The sequence below is a fragment of the Fulvivirga sedimenti genome, assembly GCF_020328055.1.
Window position 1 is genome coordinate 349,547 of record NZ_JAIXNE010000006.1, and the last position, 13,594, is coordinate 363,140.

Below are 13,594 nucleotides of genomic sequence, written 5' to 3' on the forward strand. Positions count from 1 at the left end.
CTGGAATTGAAAAAATACATCCTGCCCATACTTGTCCTGCTCGCGATAATCGCAGTGATATTTGTGTGGCTGGGGGGCTCTTCCTCCCTGGAATACTCCCTGGTTGAACAAGAAGAAATAGCCCTTTACGGGTATGAATATCGTGGCCGGCCAACGCAGCCCGAACTCGAAAAATTGTTTTTCAAAGTTAGGGATGCATCTTCATTTGAAACCGGCAGATTCCTTACGATCATTTCCTATGGCACTGAAGCCGAGGTTGATACACTGTATCAATTTATTGGCACTCAACATTCCTCGTTCAATGCAGATTCATCTGTTCAAAAGATTGTGGAAGGCGGACAGTTTGTTCAGGTCACGCTTGATATGCACGCTATGGTGAGACCTTCGCCCGCGAATGTGCGCAAGGGTGCCGTTGATTTCGCCAGGGATAAGGGACTTCAGGTTGCCGACTGGAATCTTGAAATATTTACAGCGGAGGATGTTCTAACCGTACTTTTTCCTGTAGTGGACTGATCAGTTTTCCAGCGGTTGTTCGGCCGTCATCTGTTTTTCATAAAGTTCTTTATATACGCCATTAGTGGCAAGCAGGCTTTCATTTGTGCCTTCTTCTACTATTTTTCCATCATCCAGAACGATGATCTTATCGGCAAGCTTGGCCGAAGATACCCGGTGAGAGATGATGATGGTGGTTCGGCCCTGCATGATCCGTTTCATACTGTTGAGGATCATATTTTCTGTTTTGGTATCTACCGCCGAAAGGGCATCATCCATCACTAGGATTTTCGGATTGCGCACGAGCGCGCGCGCAATTGAAACGCGTTGTTTTTGTCCGCCACTTAATGTGATTCCCCGTTCCCCCAGTCGGGTTCTGAACCCATTGGGGAATTCAATGATATTATCGTAAACGTCAGCCTGTCTTGCTGCCTCATAAATTTGTTCTTCGCTGGCTTCTTCTTCTCCGAAGGCAATGTTATTGAAAATAGAATCGGAAAACAGGAATACATCCTGGGGTACGTATCCGGTCTGACTCCTCAGACTCATGACCTCGTAATCCCGAATATCTTCCCCGTCGATATATATTTTCCCTTCCGTTACATCATACATTCGGGTTATCAGATTAGCGATGGTGCTTTTTCCGGAGCCGGTAGTCCCGATAATCGCCATTGATTCTCCGGGTTCAACTGTAAAAGACACATCTTCCAGGGCGCGAATGCCGGAATCCGGATATACCAGGGAGACATGCTCAAAGATGATTTCACCATCGAGTTCTTTAATGAGCTTCCGGTCACTTACAATATCATTCTCAACAAGCAGGAATTCATTGATCCGTTTCTGTGAGGCGGCTGCCCGCTGAATGATCGAAGAGATCCAGCCCAGGGACGTTACCGGCCAGGTAAGGAGGTTTACATAAATAATGAATTCGGCGATGTTTCCGAAGGAGAGTGTGCCTTCAATAACCTTGGCACTTCCCGCATAGACAGTTAATATTGTGCTCAGGCCAATCAGTCCAAGGATGAGTGGAAAGAATAAGGACTGTACCCTGGTAAGCTCCAGAGAGCGGTCTTTATATTCATTACTCCTTTCCTCAAACTGTTCTCCACTGTCCTTTTCCCGGGTAAATGATTTCAGGACCCGGATACCGGAAAATGCCTCCTGAACGAAGGTTGACAGACCCGACTGACTTACCTGGATTTCTTCCGATCGCTTATTGATGATGTTGTTCACATAGTAAATACTCACCGACAGAATCGGAAGCGGAATAAGGGAATAGAGTGTGAGGGTAACATCTATCGAAAGCATATAGGGAATAAGGAGAGCAAAAAGTGTGATCATGTTTATCCCATACATGATGGAAGGCCCCAGGTACATGCGCACTTTGCTTACATCCTCTGAAATGCGGTTCATCAGGTCGCCTGTGTTATTGCGGCGGTAGAAACTCAACGGGAGCGACTGATAATGATTGAATATCTCATTTTTCAGGTCATATTCAACCAGTCTTGACATCACAATGATCGTCTGGCGAACCATGAAAAGAAAAATACCGCGAAGCAATGCCATTAACAGGATGATCAGGGCATAGATGACCAGGTTTATAGCGAACTGGTCATACAATGTTTCCTGAATTTCTATTCCGTCGAAAATTCCGTAAACGCTTATATTATCGGTCACCAGGTCAATGGCATAGCGTACCATAACCCCCGGAACGATCTGGAAAATGTTCGAAATGATGGTAAAAAGAAGCCCGAATATCAGATGATATTTGTACTTGAGCAGGTATTTATTGAGATAGCTTAGTTCTTTCATGCCTACAGGGCCGTAACAAAGGAAACGACAAAGACGTCATTTGGTTTTTTGCAAACGGTTTCTATGAGTTAAAATCATAAAAAATCCTATTTTTGCGGCGTCATCAAAAGGGGACTTCCTCCATTTGTGCAGACAAATCTACTACAAACAATTTACAATTTGGAAAGATGGAGATTAACGTACTAGAATCGGTTGAAAATAAGGGTTTGTTCGAGGAACTCTCTGCGATGGGACATGAACAGGTGGTGTTCTGTAATGATGAGGCTACCGGATTGAAAGCAATCATCGGTATTCACAATACGATCCTCGGTCCGGCATTAGGCGGAACCCGTATGTGGAATTATGCTACTGAGCAGGAAGCTCTGACGGATGTTCTGAGGCTGTCGCGCGGGATGACTTACAAAGCAGCGATTACGGGTTTGAACCTTGGAGGAGGTAAGGCAGTAATAATTGGAGATGCACGTACGATGAAGACCGAGCCGTTTCTACGGCGATTCGGGAAGTTTGTGAACAGCCTTAACGGCAAATACTGGACCGCCGAGGATGTAAATATGAAAACGCGCGATATGGAATATATCCATATGGAAACCAATTTTGTGACCGGCATTTCGGAGTCCCGTGGCGGTGGTGGCGATCCTTCTCCTGTAACAGCTTATGGTACCTATCTTGGTATGAAAGCAGCAGTAAAGAAGGCATACGGATCGGATTCCCTGGAAGGCAAAAAAATTGCGGTTCAGGGAGTTGGGCAGGTAGGGATGTACCTGGTAGATTATCTTATCAAGGAAAATGCAAAGGTATTCATTACCGATATTGATTCGGAAAAGGTGGCAAAAGTGGCGAAGGATACAGGAGCCCAGGTTGTTGGCCAGGAAGAAATATATGGGTTAGACGTAGATATTTATGCTCCCTGTGCACTTGGGGCGACCATCAACGACGATACCCTAAAGAAATTTAAATGCCGTGTAATTGCAGGGGCCGCTAACAATCAACTCAAAGATGAGGTCGTCCATGGAAAGAAATTGGCAGAAATGGGAATAATCTACGCGCCTGATTTTCTTATTAATGCAGGAGGTCTCATCAATGTATATGAAGAATATCTAGGCAGCTATAATCGGGACAGGGCGTATGCCACCGCTGAAAAGATTTATGATACGTGCCTGAATATTCTTAATTCTGCCGAAGCAGAAGGGATTACAACGCAGCTGGCGGCTATTAAAATGGCTGAAAAGCGAATTGAAGATATGGGGCGGGTAAAATTGCCCCGCTAGTTTATATTTATCTGTACAGTAGACATATTGTACTAAAAAGTTCTTTTATTTATTACTTATGCTGAATCGCAGGACCCTCAGAATAAAAGCAATGCAAACCTTGTATGCGTTGCGCCAGAGCAGGATGGCCAATTATGGCATTGCACTGGAGAAGATCAGGGAATCGTTTTTGCCCGATCTCAATTCCATGGAAATACAGGATCCGGTACGCCTGAAGGAACTTGGGGAAGAGGCCTTGGAGCGGTTCCAGGCTCATTATCTTGAACCAGGATATATATGTGCCGGATCTTCCGATCCCCGGGTTGATGAAGCGGTGAATGATGGGATCAGAGAGTACCATAATGCGAATCAGAATGATGAAGTGTACTTCCGGAAGACGATGATTCAGGAGGTGGACAGAATTTATGATCGTTACCTTTCGATGCTGAAGCTATTGATCTTGTTTCAGGATCTTGCTGAAAGTGATTCGAAGAGGGACCATTCAAACTTCATTCACAATCCGTTTATTCAGGCCCTGAAAACAGATGAAGAACTCGAAGTGCTGTTTTTACGTAAACACATAAGCTGGGATAATGATACAGCGACGGTTCGACAATGGTTTAAGGATTTTCTGAGGGGGAATGATAAATATCAGGCTTATCTCGCGCTGGATAAGACCGATGAGGAGAAGGATGCAGAATTCATCAACCAATTGATCAAAACGATCATTTTTAAAAATGATACGATTGATAAATTCCTGGAAGAGCGTGACCTGAATTGGGCGGAAGATAAAGCAATTGTAAAAAGCCTTACCTCCAAGACAGCAAAAAGCTTTTTTGAGGAAGGGAAATTTGCACTGCAGGAAATATCGTATAACTGGGAAGAGGACAAGGAGTTTTTTATCGATCTGTATAATTCAACCTGCATTGTCGAAAAGAAATATGAAGGTCTGATTGGTGAAAAAACGAAAAACTGGGACATTGAAAGAATAGCGCTCACAGACCGTGTGGTGATTGAAATGGCAATTGCTGAAATGATCAATTTTAGCAGTATTCCGGTAAAAGTGACGATTAATGAATATATTGAGGTCGTAAAAAAGTACAGTACTCCGAAGAGTAAACAGTTTATTAACGGAATTCTCGACGTTTTATCGAATGAATTAGTGTCGAAAGGGGTTATAAAGAAGAGCGGAAGAGGATTAATAGATAATAAGTAATAAAATTTAATAGTTATGAATAGAAATAGCGGAAATGCAATATTGGCTTTTTTAGTCGGTGCCGCCGCAGGTTCGATTGCGGGAATTCTTTTTGCACCAGACAAAGGATCCAATACACGGGATAAACTGTCTTACAGACTGCATAAATACAGACAGAGTCTGGAAGACCTGCTGGATGATCTCGTATCAGAAAGAAACGGCGCATTCAGTGAAGCGAAATCCCACGGTGAGAAAGTAGTAAATGACGCGCGTGAAAAGGCTGAAAAACTACTGGAGGATGTGGATGAATTATTAAGCCACATCAACAAGAAAACCGATAATTAGCGGAACGAATAGAATCATTTATTGTTATAACATGTATTATTAACCTTAATATTTTAAAATGAAGAAATTTGCAACATTTTTTTTGATGACTGGAATGGCAGCGTTGCTTACGTTTTCGTGTGGAAACCGTGATGCTGAAAAGAGAATTGCTGAACTGGAGAGTCGTCTTGCAGAACTAGAAAACGGCGGAACCCAGGTTGCCCCTGCAGTTCAGGCGAATGCGCCCGATCAAAAGCCGGAAGGACCCCTTCCGACCTTTGCATTTAATGAGATTGAGCATGATTTTGGCACTATCAGTGAAGGTGACGTAGTCGAGCATATTTTCCGGTTTACCAATAACGGAGAAGCGCCGTTGGTAATCGAGAATGCGATCGGGTCATGCGGATGTACAGTACCTACTTACACACGCGAGCCCATCCCGGTTGGAGGGGAAGGTGAGATCTTTGTAAAGTTTGATTCCAAAGGCAAGCCGAATCTTCAGAATAAAACCGTGACCATCACTGCAAATACATGGCCTAAAAAGACCATGCTTCGTATCAAGGCAATGGTGAACCCGGCTGCTGCGACAATACAGTAAGCAGTACCCCTTAAATATTGATAATATCCCAACCTCTTGCCGGGGTTGGGATATTTTATTTCATTTTGCGTATTTTGCTCAATACTCTTTAATCATTATACTATGTTATCAATTATACTTGCCCAGGCATCAGGTGAAGGCGGCGGAATGTTCCAATTCGTTTTTCTTGCCGGTATATTTCTCGTATTCTATTTCTTCATGATCAGACCGCAGCAAAAGCGACAGAAGGAGCAAAAGAAATTTATCTCAGAAGTACAGAAAGGAGACCGTGTAGTTACGATCGGCGGTGTTCATGGCAAAATATTATCAATCGATGAGGAAACGGTCGTAATCGAAATAGATAAAGGCATCATGACTGTGAATAAAAGTGCATTGTCACTTGAGTCCAGCAAACCCAAAGAATCAGGTAAATCAAAGTAATTGGCAGAGTTTGGTGATATTATCCGGGATTTTAGAGATGGAAGCACAAATCGCGTCCGGGTAATATTACTGTGTTTTCTGGCGGCGACGACTTTTTGGTTCCTGAATGCCCTGAATAAAGAGCATACAGCTACGATTCGATACCCACTGGAGTTCCTGTATGATCAGTCAACATATGTCTCGGTGGAGGAATTACCAGAGGATGTCCTTATCAATGTAAACAGCATCGGCTGGAATTTATTAAAGAACAGTCTCGGAATTAAGGTATCCCCCCTTCAAATACCCATTGATAATCCTGTAGATACGCGCAAAATAGCGGCTAATACGCTGCCGGCACTTATCTCAGAACAACTCAATGATTTTCAGCTGAATTATGTGCTGACGGATACCTTGCATTTGCATATCGACAGAAAGCTTCGGAATACGGTATACCTGAAAGTGGATACTTCAAGAATAGTTCTTGCAGAAAATACCCGCATCAGGTCGAAGGTTAATATCACCCCTGATTCAGTAGTTCTGGAAGGGGCGGCATCCATGATTCAGGCCTTGAACGATACAATTGTTATCAACCTTGACAGTGATCAGATCAATTCAGATTTTGATGAGATCGTTGGTATAGACCTTCCTCCGGGAGTTGCTGCTTTAAATACTAACGCGGTAAGGATTTCTTTTCAGATCACAGAATATGTGGAGCGGTCGATTCGGGTGCCTATCCAGCGACAGAATTTTCCGGACGACAGTTCGTGGATTGCAGAACCTTCGGAGGTTCTTGTCAGATATCGGGTAGATGCAGAAGATGACGTTGATGTAAACCCTTCAGCGTTTAGAATCGTTGCGGACTTTAACCGTATGAATCAGTCCGATTCGCTCATTAGTCCGCGGATTGCAGCCTTTCCCGAGCGCCTTTCGGGCGTGAGGATGGATAGCCTCATGGTAAGAATTCAGCATAAAAAGTGAAACAGATTGGTATCACCGGCGGTATAGGCTCGGGAAAATCTCTCGTAGCCCGTATTTTTAATTGTCTCGGTATCCCTGTGTATGATGCCGATAACCGGGCAAAGTGGATCACCAATCATGACCCCGCCATCATAGAGAAGGTTAAGTCCTTACTTGGGGAATTTGCCTATCGTGACGGGCAGCTTGACAGGAACCGTGTTTCTTCACAGGTTTTTGGAAAACCTGAATTGCTTGAAAATTTAAACTCCATAATTCATCCGGCGGTTGGTGAGGATTACAAAAAATGGGTTCTGCAGCAGAACACTTCCTATGTCCTGAAAGAAGCCGCATTGCTTTTTGAAAGCGGAAGCTTTCGCCAGCTTGACGGAATTATTCATGTATCTGCCCCAATGGATTTGCGCATAAAACGAACCCTTGAACGGGATAAGCAGCGAGGCAGGGAACAAATAGAGGCAATCATTGCACGGCAAATGAATGATGATGAGCGACTGGCAAAGTCTGACTTTGAAATCATAAATGACGGACACACCCTTGTAATTCCGCAAGTATTAAAACTTCATGCAATGCTTTCTCAGCTCTGAAGGGCATCTTCTTTCTTTTTCTTAAAGAAGACCCGGGCAATCCATCTCGGTAAGGCAAGGGCCCCTACGATCAGGTACGGATAGAATGTAATGATCCTCCATAGCAACGCCGCTCCAAGCGTGAATTCAAATAAATACTCATTGAAGAATTTCATGAAAAAATGCTCTGCAGTGCCGGTACTGCCCGGGGTTGGAGAGATGAGCATCACAATCCAAAGAATCAGATGTTTGCCAAAAATGATGAGGTGATCATAGAGCGAAAGTCCCTTGGTATAAGCCGCCACCAGAAAATTAAGAATGGAATAACGCGCTACCCATGCTACGATTGTCGCAACGGAAATGCGAATCCAGTAACCGGCAGGTTTACCCTTTATTAAAGACGATGCCCACATTACTTCGTTACCATGTTGATATGCTGCATATCTCCAACGACGAAGCCACTTAATTGAGGTTAGCTTGATCAATACCCATTTGAATAAACGGGGCTTCCAGAATAATGCCAGGCTCATGATAATAGTGTAGATAGCGATCAGCGAATAACTGGTAATAAAAATATAGTGCGAGCCGGTTGTTGATTCAGGAAATATATCTTCACCAAGGAAGAGCAAAGCCAGGGGTGCCGCCAGCACAAAGAAAAGATTATCGAGTATGGCGGTGAGCATGACATAGGCCAGCGACTTTCCCAGGGAGATCCCCTCTTTCACCAGGATGAATACAGCCACTGCGGTACCACCTACCACCGAAGGCGTTACAGCTGAGGCAAACTCCCACAAAATGATCACATAAATGCTGCTGGTCCAGGAAAGCTCTTCGTTCGTAAGTGTCCGGATACGGTAAATGTAGGCAGCTTCTTTAATGAGCAGTACAATGAAAGCCATGACTACCGGCCAAATGCGCGCGTCGAAAATGAGCCGAAGTCTTTCCGGGGTAAACTGATCGTCACTAATGACCTTGAAAATAACAAAGCCAATACTGATCGCTGCCGGGAGCCAGACCTTATTTGGGTTTAGGGTCTTTAATATTTTTCTGGTATCAAGATTCATTTAGCTTACCTCTATCTCCTCCAGTTTCTCTATCCAGAAATTATTGAATCCTTCACCCAGATGAAGGGTTACAATTCGAAGTTGAAGGAGCTCGAGTATTGCTAAAAAATTAAAGATCACGGCAATTTTGTTCGGAAATTTAGTGATTACGTGCTCGAATGAGATTCGATCTGAATTTTTAAGCTCATACAGGATGAAATCTTTCTGAGCCTCGATGGTGTACGGGTATTGAATTACTTCATGTACAGGACGGTTCTGGGCTTCCGTAAATCGCTCCACCACCTTTTGATATACCCGCATCAACTTGTACAGATCAATATCCTGTATTTCAGCTTCTACGTTGACATGTTCTGAAAGTGAACGAATCTCCTTCAGAAGATTACCGCGCTTTTCTTTGTTGATTTCAGCTTCTTCCATCTCCTGAAGCTGGGCAAGGACCGACTTGTATTTTTTATATTCAAGCAGATGTCGAACAAGCTCTTCCCTGGGATCTATCTCATTTCCCTCGTCATCCAGCTGAGGCCTTGGAAGCAGCATTCTTGACTTGATCTTCATTAATGTGGCGGCAACCAGAATAAATTCACTTGCCACTTCAATATTCATCGATTCCAGGTGATGAAGGTAGTCCAGAAAGTCATTTGTGATTTTGGCAATCGGAATATCGTGAATATCCAGTTCATCCCTTTCGATAAAAAAGAGCAACAGGTCAAACGGACCTTCGAAAAGTGGAAGTTTTATTTCAAAGCTCAAGGTATGAACAGTTTCAAGGTGTTTTGTATTCCGCCGAATATCAAAGATATTATTTTAACCTTGTATCAGCGTAATTCCTACTACTAAAAAATGTATTTTTGTACATTCCATCCCTCTACAGGCTATTTGGAATACGAAAACAAAACACTTACCTTATGTAATTGTTCATTGATTATCAAATGACGAGCACAGACAAATGTTGATTGAACCCGGAAAATTACTTGCAGAAATCAATTCTCCCGCAGACCTCAAGAAACTCTCTCCTGAACAACTAGTTACCCTCAGCACAGAACTTCGCGATTTTATCATCGATAATGTTTCGGTCTATGGAGGACACTTCGGAGCAAGTCTTGGCGTCGTTGAACTTACAGTTGCACTGCACTACGTTTTCAATACGCCCTATGATCAGCTTGTCTGGGATGTGGGTCATCAGGCGTACGGACATAAGATATTAACCGGAAGAAGGGACGTTTTTCATACGAACCGTCTTTATAACGGGATTTCAGGATTCCCTAAACGGAAGGAAAGTGAATATGATACCTTTGGCGTTGGGCACTCCTCAACTTCCATATCTGCAGCGCTGGGAATGGCAGAGGCATCTCATTTTCTGGGTATGGATGATAAACAGCATATTGCTGTGATCGGTGATGGAGCAATGACCGGTGGACTAGCATTCGAAGCGATGAATCATGCCGGGGTAAGTAATACGAACCTGCTGATTATTCTTAACGACAACTGCATGTCGATTGATCCCAATGTCGGCGCGCTCAAAGACTATCTAACAGATATTACAACTTCACATACCTATAATAAGGTGCGTGATGAAATCTGGAATGTGCTCGGGAAATTCAGCAAATTCGGTCCGAATCCCCGGGAGATCGTCGGAAAAATTGAAAATAGCATCAAGTCCCTCCTGCTTAGTCAGAGTAACCTGTTCGAATCCTTAAATCTGCGCTATTTCGGTCCGGTTGACGGCCATGATGTAAGTCATATGGTGCATGTTCTCAAAGACCTGAAAGATATCAAAGGCCCTAAAATACTCCACATTGTAACTACCAAGGGTAAAGGGTACGCACCTGCTGAAAATGGCGACAAGACCACATGGCATGCACCGGGTAAATTTGATAAGGTTACGGGTGAGATTCATAAAAAGGTCCATGAGACCCCTCAGCCTCCAAAATATCAGGATGTTTTCGGTCACACGATCGTGGAGCTTGCCGAAAAGAATGATAAGATAATGGGAATTACCCCGGCGATGCCTTCGGGATCCTCAATGAATATCATGATGAATGCAATGCCCGAGCGTGCATTTGATGTTGGAATTGCAGAGCAGCACGCTGTAACATTCAGTGCGGGACTGGCAACTCAGGGCCTGATCCCGTTCTGTAATATTTACAGCACGTTTATGCAGCGCTCCTATGATCAGGTTATTCATGACGTCTGTATTCAGGACCTTCCCGTTAACTTCTGCCTCGACAGAGCCGGATTCGCAGGAGCCGATGGTCCCACACACCACGGGGCGTACGATATTGCTTATATGAGGTGTATACCCAATATGATCGTATCGTCTCCCATGAATGAGGAGGAATTGAGAAACTTAATGTTTACAGCACAACTACCACGTGAAGGTGGTGCTTTTACCATTCGATATCCCCGGGGTCAGGGTGTGATGTCAGACTGGAGAAAGCCAATGCAGGCAATTGAAATTGGTACCGGACGAACGGTTCGCGAAGGAAGTGAGGTCGCCATACTTACTATTGGCCATATTGGCAATTACGTGGTTGAAGCTTGTGAATACCTCCAGGAAGACGGATTGGACCCCGCACACTATGACATGCGGTTTGTTAAACCACTCGATGAAGCTCTTCTGCATAAGGTATTTAAGAAATTCCGTAAAATCGTGACTGTCGAAGATGGTTGTATCATGGGTGGATTCGGAAGTGCCGTGGCAGAATTCATGGTTGATCACGGCTATCAGGCAAGGATTGAGCGATTAGGTATTCCCGACAGGATAGTTGAACATGGTGAACAGCGAGAGCTGCATGCGGAGTGTAATTTCGACCCCGAAGGAATCGCAAATGCTGTACGTAAGCTCGCGGAGAGCAATGTAACGGTTTAAAAAATGTCACTTCTCAGGTACCGTTCCGTCGGTGATGGCCCGGCACTGATTCTTCTCCATGGTTTCTGTGAAGCAGGGTATATCTGGGAGAATATCATTCCCTTTTTATCAAATGACTTTACTATTTACTGTCCGGATCTCCCCGGCCATGGGCTTACTCCCTTATCAGATTCCATTAACTCAATACGGGATCTTGGGGCCCTTGTAAATAGATGGGTTCAGGATGAATCAATAACAGAAGCTACAATAATTGGACACTCCATGGGAGGCTATGTTCTGCTGGAAGCCATCGATCAGCAACCGGGTTTATATTCAAAAGCCGGCCTTTTCCACAGTACACCCCTTCCCGACAGCCCCGAAAAAAAGCAAAACCGGGATAAATCGATCAAATTTATTCAGGAGCACGGCGCAGCCCCTTTTTTTGATGTTTTTATTCCGTCACTTTATTACCGGGAAGGATCCTGGAAAACCCGGCTGGAACAGGAGATACGTAAAACCAGCAAAGCCACCTTGCTTGCTTATACGGCATGGATGAGGGACCGGGCAGATAATCAGCACGTTGTAAAAGAGTTTGGCCGGGACTTTCTGATCCTGGCCGGCAGTAATGATGAATTTATTCCCTTGGGATCACTCAAAGATCTCCAAACGAAGATTGACTTTCAGCTGTCTGTTCTTACGGGCATCGGTCATCTCGGGATGATGGAAGATCCCGAAGCAAGTGCCAAAATAATCAGGGATTTTATTGTCTCCTGACAACTGAATCTGTTCAACAAAGCGTTTAATTTCGCTTATCGACCACAATCACACCGTTTTGAACTACTAAAAGCGGGTTTCGAGTAACAGAGATTTCTTCACCAGGATTACCGTCTACGACAATTAAGTCTGCCCTCATGCCTTCGGCGATCATGCCCCGGTCTGAATAATGAAATTTTTGTGCATTCCCCGAGGTGGCAGAGCGAAGTGCCTCCAGTGGTTTCATCCCGTATTCCACCATGAGTTCAAGCTCCCAGGCATTTTCCCCATGACTGAATACACCAACATCCCCACCAAATACGATCTGAACACCACTCTCAAGCGCCGCTTTGAATGACTTTTTTTTCTGAATGATACGCGCAGGTTCGGGATCAACGCCCTTGTTGTAGTTATTGTAAGCCGAGATCGCTTCCACCGCCGCAAGCGTCGGGCAATATCCAATATTTTTTTCCTGCATCAGTTTAAATATTTCTGCCGTACCCGCATCTCCATGTTCGATGGTTTCAACACCCGCCATGATCGCTCTGCGCATTCCTTCTTCGGTGCCGGCATGTGCTACCACATAGCTTCCTCCGCTCTTTGCTGTTTCTACCATGGTGCGCAGTTCTTCCTCACTAAACGTAGGCCGTGAAGACCCTTCGGGCCCCCACCTGTAATCTGCATAAACCTTGATAAAATCTACACCGTTGCCCAGCTGTTCCCGAACGGTGCGGCGCACCCCGTCAATCCCGTCTGCCTCCTGCGCTCCAAGGGGAACTGTGACCCCGTCATGGAATCCTTTCGGACCGTAACTGCCTGTTGCAACGATTGCCGGACCAGCAACGATGATCTCAGGCCCTGAAATGAGTCCCTGTTCAAGTGCTTCCCTTACTGCCACATCGGTGTATCCCGCTCCTTCACTACCAAGATCCCTGAGTGTGGTTATGCCATGCTCCAGGGAGCTCTTAAGATGATCTACCGCGCGGATTGCCCGTAAAGCCGGCGCTTCTTTTAATACCTGGTCATTCCATGGAGTTTCATTGTAAGGATGTAATAACACATGCGCATGGCCTTCAATGAGCCCGGGCATCAGGGTCCTTTCAGGAAGTTCGATCCTTCTTGTATTCGCGTAGTTATCCGGAATTTTATTGCCGGCATATGCAATCATACCCTGGCTGATGACAACCTTCCAGTTGCTGTGCATCTGTATCCCGTCGAAAACCCTGTCGGGTATCAGGATATAAGTGTCATTATTCTGGGCGCTCAGGCTGTGGCCCATCAGAAGCAGAAAGATCAGGGAAAGAAGGCGCATATTTTTTTAGCT

The 13,594-nt window shown here is 44.7% G+C and carries 14 protein-coding genes; 10 read left to right on the top strand and 4 right to left on the bottom strand.

Features of this window, described 5'->3' with window-relative positions; all coding sequences use genetic code 11:
* The first annotated feature begins 6 nt into the window (after positions 1 to 6).
* Positions 7 to 513, top strand: coding sequence for a hypothetical protein (locus LDX50_RS27540; protein WP_225699510.1), 507 nt, complete (start codon positions 7 to 9; stop codon positions 511 to 513).
* On the opposite strand, the gene LDX50_RS27545 is transcribed toward LDX50_RS27540, so the two are convergent.
* The gene (locus LDX50_RS27545; protein WP_225699511.1) at positions 514 to 2,304 is read right to left on the bottom strand and encodes an ABC transporter ATP-binding protein; all 1,791 of its coding nucleotides are present in this window, start codon (positions 2,302 to 2,304) and stop codon (positions 514 to 516) included.
* Between the two features lie 167 nt (positions 2,305 to 2,471).
* Here LDX50_RS27545 and LDX50_RS27550 point away from each other — a divergent pair, with 167 nt between their 5' ends.
* The 7 genes from LDX50_RS27550 to coaE all read left to right on the top strand — a co-directional run bounded on the left by LDX50_RS27550 (position 2,472) and on the right by coaE (position 7,626).
* Positions 2,472 to 3,572 (top strand): Glu/Leu/Phe/Val family dehydrogenase, encoded by a 1,101-nt coding sequence (locus LDX50_RS27550; RefSeq protein WP_275951760.1) that lies wholly within the window; start codon positions 2,472 to 2,474, stop codon positions 3,570 to 3,572.
* A gap of 58 nt (positions 3,573 to 3,630) precedes the next feature.
* Positions 3,631 to 4,767 (top strand): transcription antitermination factor NusB, encoded by a 1,137-nt coding sequence (nusB, locus tag LDX50_RS27555; protein ID WP_225699512.1) that lies wholly within the window; start codon positions 3,631 to 3,633, stop codon positions 4,765 to 4,767.
* Positions 4,768 to 4,782: 15 nt separating this feature from the next.
* A complete protein-coding gene (locus LDX50_RS27560) occupies positions 4,783 to 5,091 on the top strand; it encodes a YtxH domain-containing protein (RefSeq protein ID WP_225699513.1) in 309 nt (102 codons plus the stop codon).
* A 58-nt stretch (positions 5,092 to 5,149) separates the two neighbouring features.
* A complete protein-coding gene (locus LDX50_RS27565; RefSeq protein ID WP_225699514.1) occupies positions 5,150 to 5,668 on the top strand; it encodes a DUF1573 domain-containing protein in 519 nt (172 codons plus the stop codon).
* A 102-nt stretch (positions 5,669 to 5,770) separates the two neighbouring features.
* Positions 5,771 to 6,088: a preprotein translocase subunit YajC gene (gene yajC, locus LDX50_RS27570; RefSeq protein ID WP_225699515.1), complete on the top strand. Its 318-nt coding sequence runs from the start codon at positions 5,771 to 5,773 to the stop codon at positions 6,086 to 6,088.
* The gene (locus tag LDX50_RS27575; RefSeq protein WP_225699516.1) at positions 6,089 to 7,045 is read left to right on the top strand and encodes a YbbR-like domain-containing protein; all 957 of its coding nucleotides are present in this window, start codon (positions 6,089 to 6,091) and stop codon (positions 7,043 to 7,045) included.
* Positions 7,042 to 7,626, top strand: coding sequence for a dephospho-CoA kinase (coaE, locus tag LDX50_RS27580; RefSeq protein ID WP_225699517.1), 585 nt, complete (start codon positions 7,042 to 7,044; stop codon positions 7,624 to 7,626). Before LDX50_RS27575 ends, coaE begins: the two co-directional genes overlap by 4 nt.
* On the opposite strand, the gene LDX50_RS27585 is transcribed toward coaE, so the two are convergent.
* Both LDX50_RS27585 and LDX50_RS27590 read right to left on the bottom strand, forming a co-directional pair.
* A complete protein-coding gene (locus LDX50_RS27585; protein ID WP_225699518.1) occupies positions 7,617 to 8,669 on the bottom strand; it encodes a lysylphosphatidylglycerol synthase transmembrane domain-containing protein in 1,053 nt (350 codons plus the stop codon). The two genes, coaE and LDX50_RS27585, sit on opposite strands and share 10 nt — an antisense overlap.
* On the bottom strand, positions 8,670 to 9,419 hold the full coding sequence (locus LDX50_RS27590) for a segregation and condensation protein A (protein WP_225699519.1): 750 nt from the start codon (positions 9,417 to 9,419) through the stop codon (positions 8,670 to 8,672).
* Positions 9,420 to 9,615: 196 nt separating this feature from the next.
* Here LDX50_RS27590 and dxs point away from each other — a divergent pair, with 196 nt between their 5' ends.
* Entirely contained in the window at positions 9,616 to 11,538 is a 1,923-nt protein-coding gene (dxs, locus tag LDX50_RS27595; RefSeq protein ID WP_225699520.1) for a 1-deoxy-D-xylulose-5-phosphate synthase, read from the top strand.
* A 3-nt stretch (positions 11,539 to 11,541) separates the two neighbouring features.
* Positions 11,542 to 12,291, top strand: coding sequence for an alpha/beta fold hydrolase (locus tag LDX50_RS27600; protein ID WP_225699521.1), 750 nt, complete (start codon positions 11,542 to 11,544; stop codon positions 12,289 to 12,291).
* A gap of 25 nt (positions 12,292 to 12,316) precedes the next feature.
* On the opposite strand, the gene LDX50_RS27605 is transcribed toward LDX50_RS27600, so the two are convergent.
* Positions 12,317 to 13,582 carry a metal-dependent hydrolase family protein gene (locus LDX50_RS27605; RefSeq protein WP_225699522.1) on the bottom strand — a complete coding sequence of 422 codons (1,266 nt, stop codon included), beginning with the start codon at positions 13,580 to 13,582 and terminating at the stop codon, positions 12,317 to 12,319.
* Positions 13,583 to 13,594: the final 12 nt, after the last annotated feature.

Bases quoted from the DNA above. Each gene is read 5' to 3' on its own strand.
- LDX50_RS27605 (WP_225699522.1), bottom strand. From the start codon at position 13,582: ATGCGCCTTCTTTCCCTGATCTTTCTGCTTCTGATGGGCCACAGCCTG.
- LDX50_RS27545 (WP_225699511.1), bottom strand. From the start codon at position 2,304: ATGAAAGAACTAAGCTATCTCAATAAATACCTGCTCAAGTACAAATAT.
- LDX50_RS27565 (WP_225699514.1), top strand. From the start codon at position 5,150: ATGAAGAAATTTGCAACATTTTTTTTGATGACTGGAATGGCAGCGTTG.
- dxs (WP_225699520.1), top strand. From the start codon at position 9,616: ATGTTGATTGAACCCGGAAAATTACTTGCAGAAATCAATTCTCCCGCA.
- LDX50_RS27600 (WP_225699521.1), top strand. From the start codon at position 11,542: ATGTCACTTCTCAGGTACCGTTCCGTCGGTGATGGCCCGGCACTGATT.
- LDX50_RS27550 (WP_275951760.1), top strand. From the start codon at position 2,472: ATGGAGATTAACGTACTAGAATCGGTTGAAAATAAGGGTTTGTTCGAG.
- LDX50_RS27585 (WP_225699518.1), bottom strand. From the start codon at position 8,669: ATGAATCTTGATACCAGAAAAATATTAAAGACCCTAAACCCAAATAAG.
- LDX50_RS27560 (WP_225699513.1), top strand. From the start codon at position 4,783: ATGAATAGAAATAGCGGAAATGCAATATTGGCTTTTTTAGTCGGTGCC.
- yajC (WP_225699515.1), top strand. From the start codon at position 5,771: ATGTTATCAATTATACTTGCCCAGGCATCAGGTGAAGGCGGCGGAATG.
- nusB (WP_225699512.1), top strand. From the start codon at position 3,631: ATGCTGAATCGCAGGACCCTCAGAATAAAAGCAATGCAAACCTTGTAT.